The organism is Planotetraspora thailandica (genome assembly GCF_016863335.1).
Classification (GTDB): Bacteria; Actinomycetota; Actinomycetes; order Streptosporangiales; family Streptosporangiaceae; genus Planotetraspora; species Planotetraspora thailandica.
On record NZ_BOOR01000025.1, the window covers coordinates 215189 to 228678 of the forward strand.

Below are 13490 nucleotides of genomic sequence, written 5' to 3' on the forward strand. Positions count from 1 at the left end.
AGGTTTCACGTGATCTGAGACGGCTCCCGGACGGCGGCGGACGACCCCGGCGTACCTCAGGTGAGATCTTCCTCATACAGGTCGTACGGCTCGGCACCCAGGGTCTCGGCCAGCCGCTTCTCCGCGAACGGCATGACCTCTTCGACGGTGATCCGCCGGCCGGTCTCGGCGGACAGGGAGGTCACGACGCCCTCCCCGGGGATCCGGCTGTACCAGCTCAGATCATTGGCGCAGTTGAGCGCGAAACCGTGCATGGTGACGCCGCCCGACACCCGGATGCCGATCGTGCCGAGCCGGCGATCGGGCAGGCCGCGCGCGGGATCGCCGGCGACCCAGACGCCACCTCGGCCGGCGAGCCGCCCGGCGGCCACCCCGAAGTCGGCGCACACCTGGACGAGCGTCATCTCAAGCGCGTGGATGTACGCGGCCAGGTCCGCCACTGCCACGATGGGATATCCCACAAGCTGGCCGGGGCCGTGCCAGGCGATCTTGCCGCCGCGGTCGACGTCGACGACCGGAGTCCCGTCCGCGGGCCGCTCGGCCGGCAGGGTCCGGGTGCCGGCCGTGTACACGGGCGCGTGCTCCAGCATGAGGCACAGGTCATCGACGTCGCCCGCCACGCGGCGGCCGTGCAGCATCCGCTGCATTCTCCACGCCTGCTCGTACGGAACGTCGACGCCCAGGCGGACGATGGCCAAGCGCTTCACGGTCTAGAGGGTAGATGCCAGTTGGCGGGGCTCGATACGGAACTCCTTGACCCCCGTGCCGTCGCGCTCCACCCGGTAGGCGTAGCCGGCCGGGTCGACGGTGACGGCCTGGATGAACTCGGTGCCCACGTAGTGCAGGGCGACGCCCTCGTCGGCGGCGTAGCCCTCAGGCAGCTCACCGGAGGCCACCGACTCGTGCAGCAGCTTCCTGCGCTGCTCGTCGGAGTTGTAGTGCACGCCGCAGGAGTAGGGGAGCAGGCCGAGGCCCTCCGCCCACGGCCGGAGCGCCGGCCCGAAGGAGTCGGTGTTGCCGCCGACGTGCCAGCACAGGGCGCCTGCGCTCTGGCCGGACAGGACGATGCCGGACCGCCAGGCCTCGGCGAACGCCTCGTCGAGCCCGTGGAGGCGCCACAGGGCGGCCAGGTTGGCCACGCTGCCGCCGCTCACGTAGATGGCGTCCTGCTCCAGGATCCATTCCCTGGGGTCGGCGACGTTGGGCATCGGGAAGACGGTGAGGTGGCTGACCTCGACGTCCCACTTGCCGAACGCCCCGTACATCTTGAGAAGCCACTCGGCGTCGTCGCCTGTGGCGGTCGCGAGGAGCCCGAGCTTGGGACGGTCCTCGCCGGTGAGGTCGAGCACGTACCGCAGCAGGCCGGTGGGCTCGATGAACCCATACCGTTCCGACTGCCGGAACGACCCCCCACCGATCGCGACGATGTGCGACTGCCCGATCCGGCTCATTTTTCACTCCAGTGTCTGAAGAAGGACTCACTAGAGTACGGCCGGCAGTGCCTCTTCGAGGGTGGGATGCGCGAACCGGTGCCTGGCGTCGAGCAGGCGGCGGGGCAGCACGCGCTGGCCGGTCAGCAGGCCTTCCTGCGCGAACTCCCCGAGGGCCAGGCGGAGCACGAAGCCCGGCGTGGCGAGGGGCATGGTCGGCCGGTGGAGGGCTTTGCCGAGTTCTTTGGTGAACTCGGCGTTGGTCACCGGCTCCGGCGCCGTGAGGTTGACCGGCCCCGACAGGTCTTCGGCCGTCAGCAGGAACCGCGCGGCCGCCACCCAGTCGGGCAGCGAGATCCACGACATGTACTGCCTGCCGCTCCCGAGCACCGCGCCCGCCCCGATCCTGAAGATCGGCAGCAGGCGGCCGAGCATGCCTCCCCGGCCCGTGAGCACCAGGCCGGAGCGCAGGCGGACCACCCGGATGCCCGCCTTCTCCGCGGGCTTGGCGGCCTCCTCCCAGTCGTGCACCAGGCCGGCGAGGAAGCCCTTGCCCGGCGACGCGGATTCGTCGACCGCGCGGTCCTCCGTGTCGCCGTAGAAGCCCACGGCCGATCCCGAGAGGAGAACCCGGGGCTTGCGATCCAGCCGGGCCAGGGCCTTGCAGAGGGTCCGGGTGCCCGCGACCCTGCTGGCCGCCAGCGTGCGCTTGTACTCGGGCGTCCACCGGCGGTCGCCGATGCCCGCCCCGGCGAGATGGACGACGGCGTCCGCGCCTTCCAGCGCGGCGGGGTCCACCACCCCTCCTGCCGGGTCCCAGAACGCCTCGTCGGAGCTTCCCGGGCGGTGGCGTACGAGTCTGAGCACCTTGCTGCCGTCGCCCCGCAGGGACTCGATGAGGGCCGAGCCGAGCAGGCCGGACGAGCCGGTCACCACGATCGTCATTTCGTCCACGCTAGAGCTTCTACCCCGGCGCGGGCGTCGATGCGGATTCGCCGGCCGTACAGGGGGCCATGGGGGCGAAAACGGCGGAGGCCGCCCCGCGGCGTGCGGGGCGGCCTCCAGTGGTGCGTGCGTGCTACGCGAGCCCGAGCTGGCCCTCGAAGCGGCCCTCCTCGAGACGACGCTTGATCGTCGTCAGGAAGCGGGCGGCGTCGGCGCCGTCGACCAGGCGGTGGTCGTAGGTCAGCGCGAGGTAGACCATCGAGCGGACCGCGATGACCTCGCCCTCGGGGGTGTCCACGACGACGGGGCGCTTGACGACCGAGCCGGTACCCAGCATGCCGACCTGCGGCTTGTTGAGGATCGGCGTGTCGAACAGGGCGCCGCGGCTGCCGGTGTTGGTCAGCGTGAACGTGCCGCCGGTGAGCTCGTCCGGGCCGATCTTGTTCGTCCGGGTGCGCTCCGCCAGGTCGGCGATCTTGCGTGCCAGGCCGGCGATGTTCAGGTCACCGGCGTTCTTGGCGACCGGGACGATGAGGCCGCGCTCGGTGTCCACCGCGATGCCGAGGTTCTCGACGTCGTGGTAGGTCACCTCGTTCGTCTCGTCGTTGATGACCGCGTTGAGCTTGGGGTGCACCTTCAGCGCCTCGACCGCGGCCAGGGCGAAGAACGGCATGAACGACAGCTTCACGCCCTCACGGGCCTCGAAGGCCGCCTTGGCACGGGCGCGCAGCGTGGCGACGCGCGTCACGTCGACCTCGACGACCGTCGTGAGCTGCGCGGAGGTCTGGAGCGACTCCAGCATTCGGTCGGCGATGACCTTGCGCAGGCGCGTCATCTTCTGGGTGGTGCCGCGCAGCGTGGTGTCCACCTGCACCGGCTCGGGAGCCGGGGCCGGAGCGGCGGCGGCCGCCGGAGCGGGCGCGAAGGCGGCGGGAGCGGCCGGGGCCTGCGGGGCGGGCGCCGCCGCCGCGGCGGCGGCCTCGCGCTGGACCCGGGCGGCCTCGATCACGTCCTGCTTGCGGATGCGGCCGCCCACGCCGGTGCCGGCCAGCGCGTCCAGGTCGACGCCGTGCTCGGACGCGAGCTTGCGGACCAGCGGCGTGACGTACGGGCTCTCGGCCGACGACGGCAGCGGGGCCGGCTCGACGGCCGGGGTGGTGGCGATCGGCGAGACCGGGGCCGGAGCCGGAGCGGGCGCCGGGGCCGGGGCCGGCGGCGGCGTCACGACGGCGGGCGCCGGCTGCGGGATCGACGAGATCGGCTGAGCCGGAGCGGGCGCCGGGGCGGCCGGTGCCGGGGCCGGCTCGGGAACAGGCTCCGGCTCGGGAGCCGGGGCCGCGGCGGCAGGGGCCGGAGCCGCCGGAGCGGGAGCGGCGGCTGCGCCGTTGGAGTCGATCAGGGCCAGCTCGGCGCCGACCTCGACGGTCTCGTCCTCGCCGACCATGATCTTCGTGAGGTACCCCGCGGACGGCGAGGGGATCTCGGTGTCGACCTTGTCGGTCGACACCTCAAGGAGCGGCTCGTCGGCTTCGACGTGGTCGCCTTCGTTCTTCAACCAGCGTGTGACGGTGCCCTCGGTAACGCTCTCACCGAGCTGGGGCATGGTTACGGAGACCGGCATGGTCCTTCTCTCTCGCGTTTCCTAGAGGGCTTCAGTTGTGTACGTGCAGCGGCTTGCCGGCCAGGGCCAGCATGGCCTCGCCAAGGGCCTCGGACTGCGTCGGGTGGGGGTGGATCAGCTGGGCCACATCGCCGGGCGTGGCCTCCCAGTTGAAGATCAGCTGAGCTTCCGCGATGAGCTCGCCGACGCGGCCGCCCACCATGTGCACGCCCAGGACCCGTCCGTCGCGCTCGGCGACGACCTTGACCTCGCCCTGAGTCTGGAGGATCTTGCTCCTGCCGTTGCCGGCGAGGTTGTACGAGAGCTCGACGATGTCGTGGCCGCGCTCGCGGGCGACGGCGGAGCTGATGCCCACCGACGCGACCTCCGGCTCGGAGTAGGTGATCCGCGGCACGCCGTCGTAGTCGATCGGGACCGGGTTGACGCCCGCGATGTGCTCGGCCACCAGGATGCCCTCGGCGAAGCCGACGTGGGCCAGCTGCAGCGTGGGGATGAGGTCGCCCACGGCGTAGACGTTCGGCACGTTGGTCCGGCAGTACTCGTCGACCTTCACGTAGCCGCGGTCGACGGCGATGCCGGCCTCCTCGTAACCGAGGCCGGCGGAGACCGGTCCGCGCCCGACGCAGACGAACATGAGCTCCGCGTCGAGGGTCTTGCCGTTCTCCAGGGAGACGACGACACCGGTGTCGGTGGTCTTGACGCTGTCGAACCGCACGCCCAGCTCGTACTTGATGCCCCGGCGGCGGAAGGCGCGCTCCAGCAGCTTGGAGCTGGACTCGTCCTCGAGCGGGAGCAGGTGGGGCAGGGCTTCGACGATCGTGACCTCGGCGCCGAAGGAGCGCCAGACGCTGGCGAACTCGACGCCGATCACGCCGCCGCCCAGGATGACGACCGAGGAGGGCACGCGGTCCAGGACCAGCGCGTGGTCGCTGGAGATGACCTTGTCGCCGTCGATCTCGAGACCGGGCAGCGACTTCGGCACGGAACCGGTGGCCAGGACGACGTTGCGGCCCTCGAAGACCTGGTCGCCGACCACGACGCGGCCCGGGCCGTCCAGGCGGCCCTCGCCCTCCACGACCGTGATCTTCTTGCTCTTGATGAGACCGGACAGGCCCTTGTAGAGCCCGCTGATCACCTTGTCCTTGTAGGAGTGGACGCCGGGGACGTCGATGCCGTCGAACCGGGTCTTGACGCCGAACGACTCGCCCTCGCGAGCCTGGTCGGCCAGCTCCGCCGCGTGCAGCAGGGCCTTGGTCGGGATGCAGCCGCGGTGCAGACAGGTGCCGCCGACCTTGTCCTTCTCGATGAGGAGGACGTTCATGCCGAACTCGGCCGCCCGCAGCGCGCAGGCGTATCCACCGCTACCGCCACCTAGGACCACGATGTCGTAGGGGCCGCTGCCATCAGCCACTGGAATGCTCCTCGCTGGATTCGCTCACCGTCGGGTGGACCCGACAGCATCTTTTCACTTGTCTTTGGCGATCGGGGTTCAGTTGCCGGCGTAGCGCTCGGCGATGCCGATCAGCGTCCGGGTGATCGCACCGGTACCACCCTTGGGGGTGTAACCGTGCGGCTCGCCCTTGTTGAAGGCAGGGCCCGCCATGTCGACATGGGCCCAACGAATGCCGTCGGGCACGAATTCCCGCAGGAAGATGCCCGCGGCGAGCATGCTGCCCCACCGCTCGGGCTGCAGGTTGGCGATGTCGGCGACGGGGGAGTCGAGGCCCTTGCGCAGCTCCTCGGGAAGGGGCATGCCCCAGGCCGCCTCGCCCTGTCCCGCGGCGATCTCCACGACCTCCTCGCGGAGCGCGTCGTCGTTGGACATGACGCCGGCCGTACGCCAGCCGAGCGCGACGATCTGCGCGCCGGTCAGGGTCGCCACGTCGACGATCAGGTCGGGGGAGTCCTCGGCGGCGCGGGCGATGCCGTCGACCAGGACCAGCCGGCCCTCGGCGTCGGTGTCGAGCACCTCGACCGTCTTGCCGCTGTAGGTGTGCAGCACGTCGGAGGGGCGCTGCGCGGAGCCGGACGGCATGTTCTCCGCGAGGCAGAGGTAGCCGACCGCGTTGACGGCCACGCCGAGCCTGGCGAGGGCCAGAAGCGAGCCGAACACCGCCGCGGCGCCGCCCATGTCGGACTTCATCCAGTCCATCGAGGCGGCGGGCTTGAGAGAGAGGCCGCCCGAGTCGAAGGTGATGCCCTTGCCCACGAAGGCGACGCGCTTCGTGGCCTCGGGGTGCTCGTAGGCCAGCCGTACCAGGCGCGGCGGGTTGACCGACCCCTGGCCGACGCCCACGATGCCGCCGTACCCGTGCTTCCTCAGCTCGGTGTCGTCGAGCACCTCGACCGACAGCCCGGCTTCCGCGCCGATCTCCTGGACGATCTCGGCGAACTTGGCGGGGTAGAGGTCGGACGGCGGCGTGTTGACGAGGTCGCGGACCAGGCTGACCGACTCGGCCACCGTCGTCGCCCGCTTGACGGCCTCTTCGGCGCCGGCGGCCGCGGACAGGACGACCAGCTCGCCGACGGGGGCCTTCCCGTCGCCGTTCGTGCGGTACTTCGTGAAACCGTAGGCGCCGAGCAGCCCGCCGATCGCGACCGCCTCGACCTGGGCCGCCGTCGCGGCCGGAAGGGCGAAGGCGGCGGAGGCCGTGCCGGCGAGCGACCGGGCGGCGGCTCCGGCCGCGCGGCGCAGCGTCTCCAGGTCGTGGTCGCCGTCCGGGGCATCGCCCAGGCCGACCGCGACCACGACGGGAGCGGGCAGCGCTCCGAAAGTGGGAATCTTGGCGATCTCCTGAGCCTTGCCGCTGAAGCCCACCGTGGTCAGGATTTCGGCTAGCCGGCCGTTGAAGGCCTGGTCAAGGCTGTCGGCGCCAGGAGCCGTCCGGGGTCCGTCCGGACTGGTGTGAATGCCGACGATGAGCGCACCGGTCTCGATGGAGACCGGTTCAGAGCTGTTGAGGCGCACTATGGTCACGTGTGCCGATGCTAGCTGGGCTTTCTCCCCGACGCATAAACGAGGGTTCGTCCTACGATTCATCACCCCCAACTTGTGATCATCTCCCATCGCCCCCAACCCTGGGGGTGATCATGCAGAAGCTCGCAGGCATGCCCCCTGACCTGGCTGAACGCGACTCGTGATCATGCAGAAGTTCGGAGATGTACATCTTCACCTGCGGGAACGCGATTCGTGATCATGCACATGCGGCCGGTTACAACACGGCCCACGTGAGCAGGGCCGCCGTCGTGGCGGTCTCGATCAGCGCGCCGAACACGTCTCCGGTGACGCCTCCCAGCCGCCGTACGGCCCGGCGCCGGAGGACGGCGGCGGCCGCGAGCCCCGCCCCGACGGCCAGCAGGCACGCGGCGACAGTGGCCGGAGGTCCGCCCAGCGTGTCCCTGAGCCTGAGTCCGGCGTCGGAGCCGGGCGGGGAAGCGGCCCAATGAGCCGCGGCCCAGGCGGCGCCCCCCAGCACCGATGCCGACACGACGGTCGCCGCCACCGCCCAGCTTCGCCGTACGGCTCCCGCGACGAGCGCGCCGAGCCCGCCGGGCCGGGCGGAGGGGACGCCGTCCCGGCAGGCCCACGTCACGGCGAGCCTGCCCGCCGTGCAGGAGGTGACCAGGGCAAGCGGCCCGATGGCGGGCATGCCTGGTCGTTGGACCAGCGACAGGGCGGCGATCTGGGTGAGGAGCGTGAAGACCAGCGTCATCACGCCGAACGGCCCGATGTCGGATTTTTTCATGATGTCCAGGGCGGGGCCTGCGGGCTTTCCGCTGCCCAGGCCGTCGGCCAGGTCGGCGAGCCCGTCCAGGTGGAGCCCGCGGGTGAGCCAGGCAGTCGACGCGACGGCGAGCACGGAGGCCAGTGGCGCCGAGCCGGACGCGTACGACACGAGCAGGAGAACCGCCGACGACACGAGCCCGACGAGCATTCCGGCGAACGGCGCCAGCGCCATGCCCCGGCCGGCGACCTCCCGGTCCACGTCGCCGAAGCGGACCGGGAACACCGTCAGCATCCCCAGCGCGAACCGCCACGCGGGGAGGAGCCCAGGGCGGCGTGAGGGTCCGGACACGACCGACGATCGTAGCGACCGCTGCGCGCCCGGGACGGGCAGGGCTCAGAGGGGCATCAAAGGGGCAACTGGACCGGTCTTCCCGCCACCACAAGGGCGACGTCCTCCGACTCCTGGGCGAGCCGCTGATTGAGCCGGCCGAGGGCGTCGCGGAACAGCCGCCCGCTGGCGGTCGCCGGGATCACCCCCAGGCCCACCTCGTCGCTCACGGCGACCACCGGGCCGGGCGTGCGCCGCCAGGCCTCCACCAGTTCGTCGCATCGCCGCGCCACCGACTCGGCCGGGGAGGCCTCCGGCGTGATGGCGGGAGCCGTACCGGTCTGGCCGGGCCACGCTCCGCACTCGTCGAACACGGCGGCCAGCCATGTGCCCAATCCGTCGATGAGCAGAGTGCCGGGCGGATCATCGAGCAGCCGTGGCAGATCGGTGGTCTCCACCGTCCGCCAGTGCGCGGGCCTGCGGTCCCGGTGGGCCTTCACCCGGGCCAGCCACGACGGGTCGTCTCCGCCGGACGGCCCGGTGGCGACATAGGTCACGTGCGGATCCGCCGCCACCCGCATCTCCGCCTCCTCCGACTTGCCGGAGCGGGACCCGCCGAGCACCAATGTGCGCTTCGGGCGTTCGGGAACTTCATCCGGGGCCCATCCGGGGGCGATCCGCACGACGGTTCCGTCGGGTACGGCTCTCGCTCCCCAGAAGGCCAGTCTTCTGCCGAGTTCGGTTTCGGAGGAGACGCGATGGTCGGCGCCCACGGCGATCACCTGCGTGGTGGATGCGACCAGCCCGCGCAGCCGCAACCGGCCGAGCCGTTCGGGCCGGTCGAGGAGATCGATGAGCACGAGATCGAAGGGGCCCTCATGGGGATCGGGGTGTTCCCGCATCTCCTCGTACGGCCCGGCGGGGTGAGGGGGGAAGGCGAGCAGCAGTCGTGTCCCGTCGGGGGCGATGATCTCGTCGCCGTCCCCGCTGTGTCTGATCGTGTAGCCGTCGGGAAGCGGAGAGGCGGCGAGATCCCCGGAGGCTGGGGGAGTGGTCGAGGGGGGAGCCGCCGTATCGACGGAGTCGGGGAGGCCGGAGGCGGCGACGCGCGGAGGGGCCGCGGGAGCCGGCGGGGCCGAGGGCTGATAGGGCGAAAGCCGTACCCGGCGGTCGATCACCACCGAGAGCGGCCGGCGCTGCGCGGGGGCGAGCCGTCCGCAGGAGGCGCAACCGCATCCGGGAACCGGCCAGCCGCCGGGGCCGGCGGTGCCCTCAAGGTAGACCTCCATGCCACCTCCCCTCGTCTTCTGTGTCTTGCCTTCTGTGTCTTCCGGCGGTGCCTGAGACTAGCGGCGCTGTCCGACACTTCTGGACGGGCCAGTAGCCGTGCATGATCACGAACGGCGTTCCCCCAGGTGAGGATGCGCATCGCCGAACTTCTGCATGATCACGAGTGGCGTTCGGCCAGGTCAGGGGGCATGCCCGCGAACTTCTGCATGATCACGCCACGTGGGGGTGCCTGATCACGCCACAGGGGGTGCATGATCACCCCAGGGAAGGTGGGGGAATGGGGATAGGGTCGGCTGGACCTGGCGGAGACGGGATGACGCTGCTCGGCGAATCAGATGACGCTTCCCAAATCAGGGGAAGGCGTTCGAAAACCGTCTCGGCTGTGCAGAAAGGGTGTATGAGCATGACATGGCGGTGGCGTTATGAGGACGCGACCGGAAGCGAGCTGACCGACAGGCCGCTGCCGCGCGAGATCTTCTCGAGCCAGGCCGACGCCGAGTCCTGGCTGGGCGAGACCTGGCGTGACCTGCTCGAATCCGGTGTCGAGCAGGTCACGCTCCTGGAGGACGAGCGCATCGAATACGCGGGGATGTCGCTGCGCGCGGTCTGAGATCCGCCGAGAACTCGCGGAGCAGACCGCCCGGGCGGGCCGGGGGAACGACGCGCCTCCGCCAGTGCTTACGGGCGGCGGGCGGGCGACACGGTCCTGGCGGGGTCGCGCTCGACCACGGAGCCGAGCACGTCGTCGATGCGCTGCAGCGTCTCGGCGTCGAGTCGCACGCCGGCCGCCTTGGCGTTGTCGCGCACCTGCTCGGGACGGCTCGCGCCGACGATCGCCGACGACACGTTGGGGTTCTGCAGCACCCAGGCCACGGCGAGCTGGGCCATCGTCAGCCCGAGATCGGCGGCGATGGGCTTGAGCTCCTGCACCCGCCCGAGGACGTCGTCGCCGAGCAGGCGCTTGATGACTCCGGCGCCTCCGGCCTCGTCGGTGGCCCGCGACCCGGCCGGCGGCGGCTGGCCGGGCAGGTACTTGCCGGTGAGCACACCCTGGGCGATCGGGGAGAAGACGACCTGCCCGATGCCCTCCTTCTCCGACAGGGGCACGACCTCGGCCTCGATGACCCGCCACAGCATGGAGTACTGCGGCTGGTTGGAGACGATCCGGTCGAAGCCCATCTCGTCGGCGATCTTCAGCGCACGGGCGATCTGGTCGGCCGTCCACTCGCTGACGCCGACGTACAGGACCTTGCCCTGCCGTACGAGGTCGTCGAACGCCTTGAGCGTCTCCTCGAGCGGGGTTTCGACGTCGAAGCGGTGGGCCTGGTAGAGGTCGACGTAGTCGGTCTGCAGCCGGCGGAGCGAGCCGTTGATCGACTCGACGATGTGCTTGCGGGACAGCCCGCGGTCGTTGCGGCCCGGCCCGGTCGGCCAGTAGACCTTGGTGAAGATCTCCAGTGACTCGCGGCGCACGCCTTTCAGCGCCCGGCCGAGCACTTCCTCGGCCTTCGTGCCCGCGTAGACGTCCGCGGTGTCGAAGGTCGTGATGCCCTCGTCGAGGGCCGCGCGCACACATTCGGTGGCGGCGTCCTCCTCGACCTGGGATCCGTGCGTGATCCAGTTGCCGTAGCTGATCTCGCTGACCAGGAGACCGCTGCGGCCGAGATGGCGATGTTCCATGGCTCGACACCATAGATCAAATACGTCACGTGTGATCGTGCGCACCCGGCTGGCCGTTCCCAGCGGTCTGAACGTTCGCACCGGCCTCACCGTGCCCGCCCATCTGGGCGTGTGCGGCGCGCAGGGCCATGACGGCCTGGGGATAGACGATGAGCGGGCGCATCATGCCCTCGTCCTGATGCTCCAGCAGATGACAGTGGTAGGCGAAGCGGCCGGTGGCCCCCTCGAAGCGGCCCGCGATGGTCACGACCTCGTTGACGCCGACCCGGATGACGTCCTTCAGCCCCTTTTCGCCGTCTTCGAGCACCCCCGCCTGCTTGTACGCGATGGGTTTGGTCGTGGCGCCCAAGGTCGCGTCGAATCCGCTGATGTCGTAGATGTCCCGCGACAGTGCCTGGAATCGCATCAGGTGGATGTGCATCGGGTGCGGGAAGTCGGTGGCGTTGATGAACGTCCACAACTCCCAGGAGCCCTCCACGGCGAAGTAGTTGACGACGTCGTCGGGCCCGTTGGCGATGCGCCGGTAGGTGAGGACGTTGCCGTCGGCCGTCTTGAGCTGGACCACCCCCTCGCTTCCGAGCTCCACGGAGTGGGGGTTGACCTTCTCCATCTCCCACATCTCCGAATGCTTTCCGCCGCCCACCTTCGTCAGGACGACTCGGTGGGTGCGGTCCGGGGGCAGGCTGTCGTGCGAGGTCCGCACGAACGAGGGGGAGACCACCCGCGGAAGCGTGAACAGATCACCGGTCCGCGCGCCCTTCCCCTCGCCAGCCTCCGCATGCTGGTCGTGCCGGTCCGTCTGCCCGCCCTGACCGGGCCGCGTGGGCTGCCCGGGCCGCACGGGGCCGCGGCGGCCCGTCCCGCCGACCCGGAACTGCACGACCTCCGGGTACGGCACGCCGGGCGCGGGGCTACCCGGCGAGGTGCCCTCCACCGTGTTGACCAGGCGCAGGCGCCTGCCGGAGTGCGCGCCGAAGTCGACCAGGACGTCGGCGCGCTCACCCGAGGCGAGGGTGAGGAAGTCGACCGTGATGGGCACGTGCAGCAGGCCGCCGTCCGTGCCGATCTGCTTCATGGCGCCCATCACCTGGTCCCCGGTGGACTCGTCGATCAGGGCGAGCCGGAAGGTCCTGGAGTTGGCCGCGTTCAGCACCCGGAACCGGTACCAGCGGGGCTCCACCTCGAGATAGGGCCAGATGACGCCGTTCGCCAGTGTGTACGGACCCTCGAAAGGCCGCGTGACGGGCTGCATCTCGTTGCGGAAGGTCACCTTGTGGAGCAGCCGCCCGGTCAGCAGGCCTGACGGGTCGGTCTCCAGGTTGCGGTCGCACAGGATGAGCGGCAGTTCGTAGTCGCCGGACGGCAGGCCGAGCGCGTGCTCCTCCTCGTCGCGGATCCAGTACATGCCGAACAACCCGGCGAACAACGTCCAGGTCGAGGTGTGCATGGCGTGGTCGTGGTACCACAGCGCGGCCGAGGGCTGGCGGTTCAGATACTCCGCGTACTGCACCTCGCCTGCGACGTGCCCGTTCTCCGACCAGCCGTCCTGCCCGCCCCCGGTGATGGCGCCGTGCAGGTGCACCACCAGCCACGGCGGGATGTCCGCCACGTCGCGGCGCGGCACGGCGCCGCCGCTCCCGGGCAGGATGTTGGGCATGTTGGGCGAGCCCACCTGCGCGTAGGACTGAACCGCGGTGACCGGGACCGTCTCGTTCTCGATCCGGTTGGTCCAGGCGACGCGCAGCCGCTGCTCGCGGTGCACCTCGATCGTGGGCCCGGGAAACAGGCCCTCGTACGTCCACAACCGGGTGGGCGGCAGCTGCGAATGCAGGCGCGCGGCCACCGACCGCATCTCGATCGTCAGCTCGGCCGTCTCGGGCCTGATCAGAGGGGGCACGCGCATCGCGTCGGCGAACGGCGTGAGCGTGGCCGTCACCGGCTGGTCGGCTCCCGCGAGCTCCGGCACGTCCCATCCGGAGAGGTGCGCACGTATGTCGGGGGTCGCCGAAGACGCCCCGGCACCCGTTTCCGGCATCGCGTCCGGCACGGGAGGGACGGCGGCCGTGCGGCGGACCGACGCCGAAGCCGGTGCCGCGGCTCCCGTCACGGCCATGGCCGTGGCGAGCCCGAGAAAGTTCCGCCTGCTGGTATCCATCGATCAGCCCCTTGTCGAGATCGTTTCGCGCCCCAGCGATCCGACGGCAAATCCCGGAGCCTAGTGACGGGACAGGGGAAGATCGTCGCGCGACGCGGGGGAGGAGCCGAATTTTGGCGCACCTTGACCTGGTCCGGGGGTTCTCGTTGGCCGGCCGGCGTTCACCGCGGGTTCGAAGACGAATGCCGCGGGCCCGCGATCGGAAAAGCCGCCGACGGGGAAGGCGCGCGGCCCGAGCGGCCCGGCGACAGGAAAGGGAACGCCCCGGATACGGCGCGGCGCCGGTGGAGGCGATGCCGCCACCGGCGCCGTTC

11 protein-coding genes are annotated in these 13490 nt (G+C 70.8%); 1 reads left to right on the forward strand and 10 read right to left on the reverse strand.

Annotated features, from left to right (window positions below; translation table 11 throughout):
- Window positions 1-56: 56 nt before the first annotated feature.
- From lipB to Pth03_RS18845, 8 genes are all read right to left on the reverse strand, one after another.
- Entirely contained in the window at window positions 57-707 is a 651-nt protein-coding gene (gene lipB, locus Pth03_RS18810) for a lipoyl(octanoyl) transferase LipB (RefSeq protein WP_203945597.1), read from the reverse strand.
- 3 nt (window positions 708-710) lie between these two features.
- A complete protein-coding gene (locus tag Pth03_RS18815) occupies window positions 711-1451 on the reverse strand; it encodes a Type 1 glutamine amidotransferase-like domain-containing protein (protein WP_203945598.1) in 741 nt (246 codons plus the stop codon).
- A gap of 30 nt (window positions 1452-1481) precedes the next feature.
- Complete coding sequence (locus Pth03_RS18820) at window positions 1482-2375, reverse strand: TIGR01777 family oxidoreductase (RefSeq protein WP_203945599.1); 894 nt, start codon at window positions 2373-2375, stop codon at window positions 1482-1484.
- A gap of 133 nt (window positions 2376-2508) precedes the next feature.
- Window positions 2509-3996 (reverse strand): 2-oxoglutarate dehydrogenase, E2 component, dihydrolipoamide succinyltransferase, encoded by a 1488-nt coding sequence (gene sucB / locus Pth03_RS18825; protein WP_203945600.1) that lies wholly within the window; start codon window positions 3994-3996, stop codon window positions 2509-2511.
- Between the two features lie 31 nt (window positions 3997-4027).
- Window positions 4028-5407, reverse strand: coding sequence for a dihydrolipoyl dehydrogenase (gene lpdA / locus Pth03_RS18830; RefSeq protein ID WP_203945601.1), 1380 nt, complete (start codon window positions 5405-5407; stop codon window positions 4028-4030).
- 78 nt (window positions 5408-5485) lie between these two features.
- Window positions 5486-6973 carry a leucyl aminopeptidase gene (locus Pth03_RS18835; protein ID WP_239119155.1) on the reverse strand — a complete coding sequence of 496 codons (1488 nt, stop codon included), beginning with the start codon at window positions 6971-6973 and terminating at the stop codon, window positions 5486-5488.
- A 235-nt stretch (window positions 6974-7208) separates the two neighbouring features.
- A complete protein-coding gene (locus tag Pth03_RS18840) occupies window positions 7209-8072 on the reverse strand; it encodes an adenosylcobinamide-GDP ribazoletransferase (RefSeq protein ID WP_239119156.1) in 864 nt (287 codons plus the stop codon).
- A gap of 56 nt (window positions 8073-8128) precedes the next feature.
- Window positions 8129-9340: a bifunctional adenosylcobinamide kinase/adenosylcobinamide-phosphate guanylyltransferase gene (locus Pth03_RS18845; RefSeq protein ID WP_203945603.1), complete on the reverse strand. Its 1212-nt coding sequence runs from the start codon at window positions 9338-9340 to the stop codon at window positions 8129-8131.
- 398 nt (window positions 9341-9738) lie between these two features.
- Between Pth03_RS18845 and Pth03_RS18850 the strand changes: the two genes are divergently transcribed.
- The gene (locus tag Pth03_RS18850) at window positions 9739-9951 is read left to right on the forward strand and encodes a hypothetical protein (protein WP_373318556.1); all 213 of its coding nucleotides are present in this window, start codon (window positions 9739-9741) and stop codon (window positions 9949-9951) included.
- Between the two features lie 68 nt (window positions 9952-10019).
- On the opposite strand, the gene Pth03_RS18855 is transcribed toward Pth03_RS18850, so the two are convergent.
- Together Pth03_RS18855 and Pth03_RS18860 are read right to left on the reverse strand one after the other, a co-directional pair.
- The gene (locus Pth03_RS18855; protein WP_203945604.1) at window positions 10020-11021 is read right to left on the reverse strand and encodes an aldo/keto reductase family protein; all 1002 of its coding nucleotides are present in this window, start codon (window positions 11019-11021) and stop codon (window positions 10020-10022) included.
- A 25-nt stretch (window positions 11022-11046) separates the two neighbouring features.
- A complete protein-coding gene (locus Pth03_RS18860) occupies window positions 11047-13176 on the reverse strand; it encodes a multicopper oxidase family protein (RefSeq protein WP_203945605.1) in 2130 nt (709 codons plus the stop codon).
- Window positions 13177-13490: the final 314 nt, after the last annotated feature.

What these genes read in the sequence shown, in the direction of transcription:
- Pth03_RS18860 (WP_203945605.1), bottom strand. Translation starts at nt 13,176, where the DNA reads ATGGATACCAGCAGGCGGAACTTTCTCGGGCTCGCCACGGCCATGGCC.
- Pth03_RS18855 (WP_203945604.1), bottom strand. Translation starts at nt 11,021, where the DNA reads ATGGAACATCGCCATCTCGGCCGCAGCGGTCTCCTGGTCAGCGAGATC.
- Pth03_RS18850 (WP_373318556.1), top strand. Translation starts at nt 9,739, where the DNA reads ATGAGCATGACATGGCGGTGGCGTTATGAGGACGCGACCGGAAGCGAG.
- Pth03_RS18845 (WP_203945603.1), bottom strand. Translation starts at nt 9,340, where the DNA reads ATGGAGGTCTACCTTGAGGGCACCGCCGGCCCCGGCGGCTGGCCGGTT.
- Pth03_RS18820 (WP_203945599.1), bottom strand. Translation starts at nt 2,375, where the DNA reads ATGACGATCGTGGTGACCGGCTCGTCCGGCCTGCTCGGCTCGGCCCTC.
- Pth03_RS18815 (WP_203945598.1), bottom strand. Translation starts at nt 1,451, where the DNA reads ATGAGCCGGATCGGGCAGTCGCACATCGTCGCGATCGGTGGGGGGTCG.
- sucB (WP_203945600.1), bottom strand. Translation starts at nt 3,996, where the DNA reads ATGCCGGTCTCCGTAACCATGCCCCAGCTCGGTGAGAGCGTTACCGAG.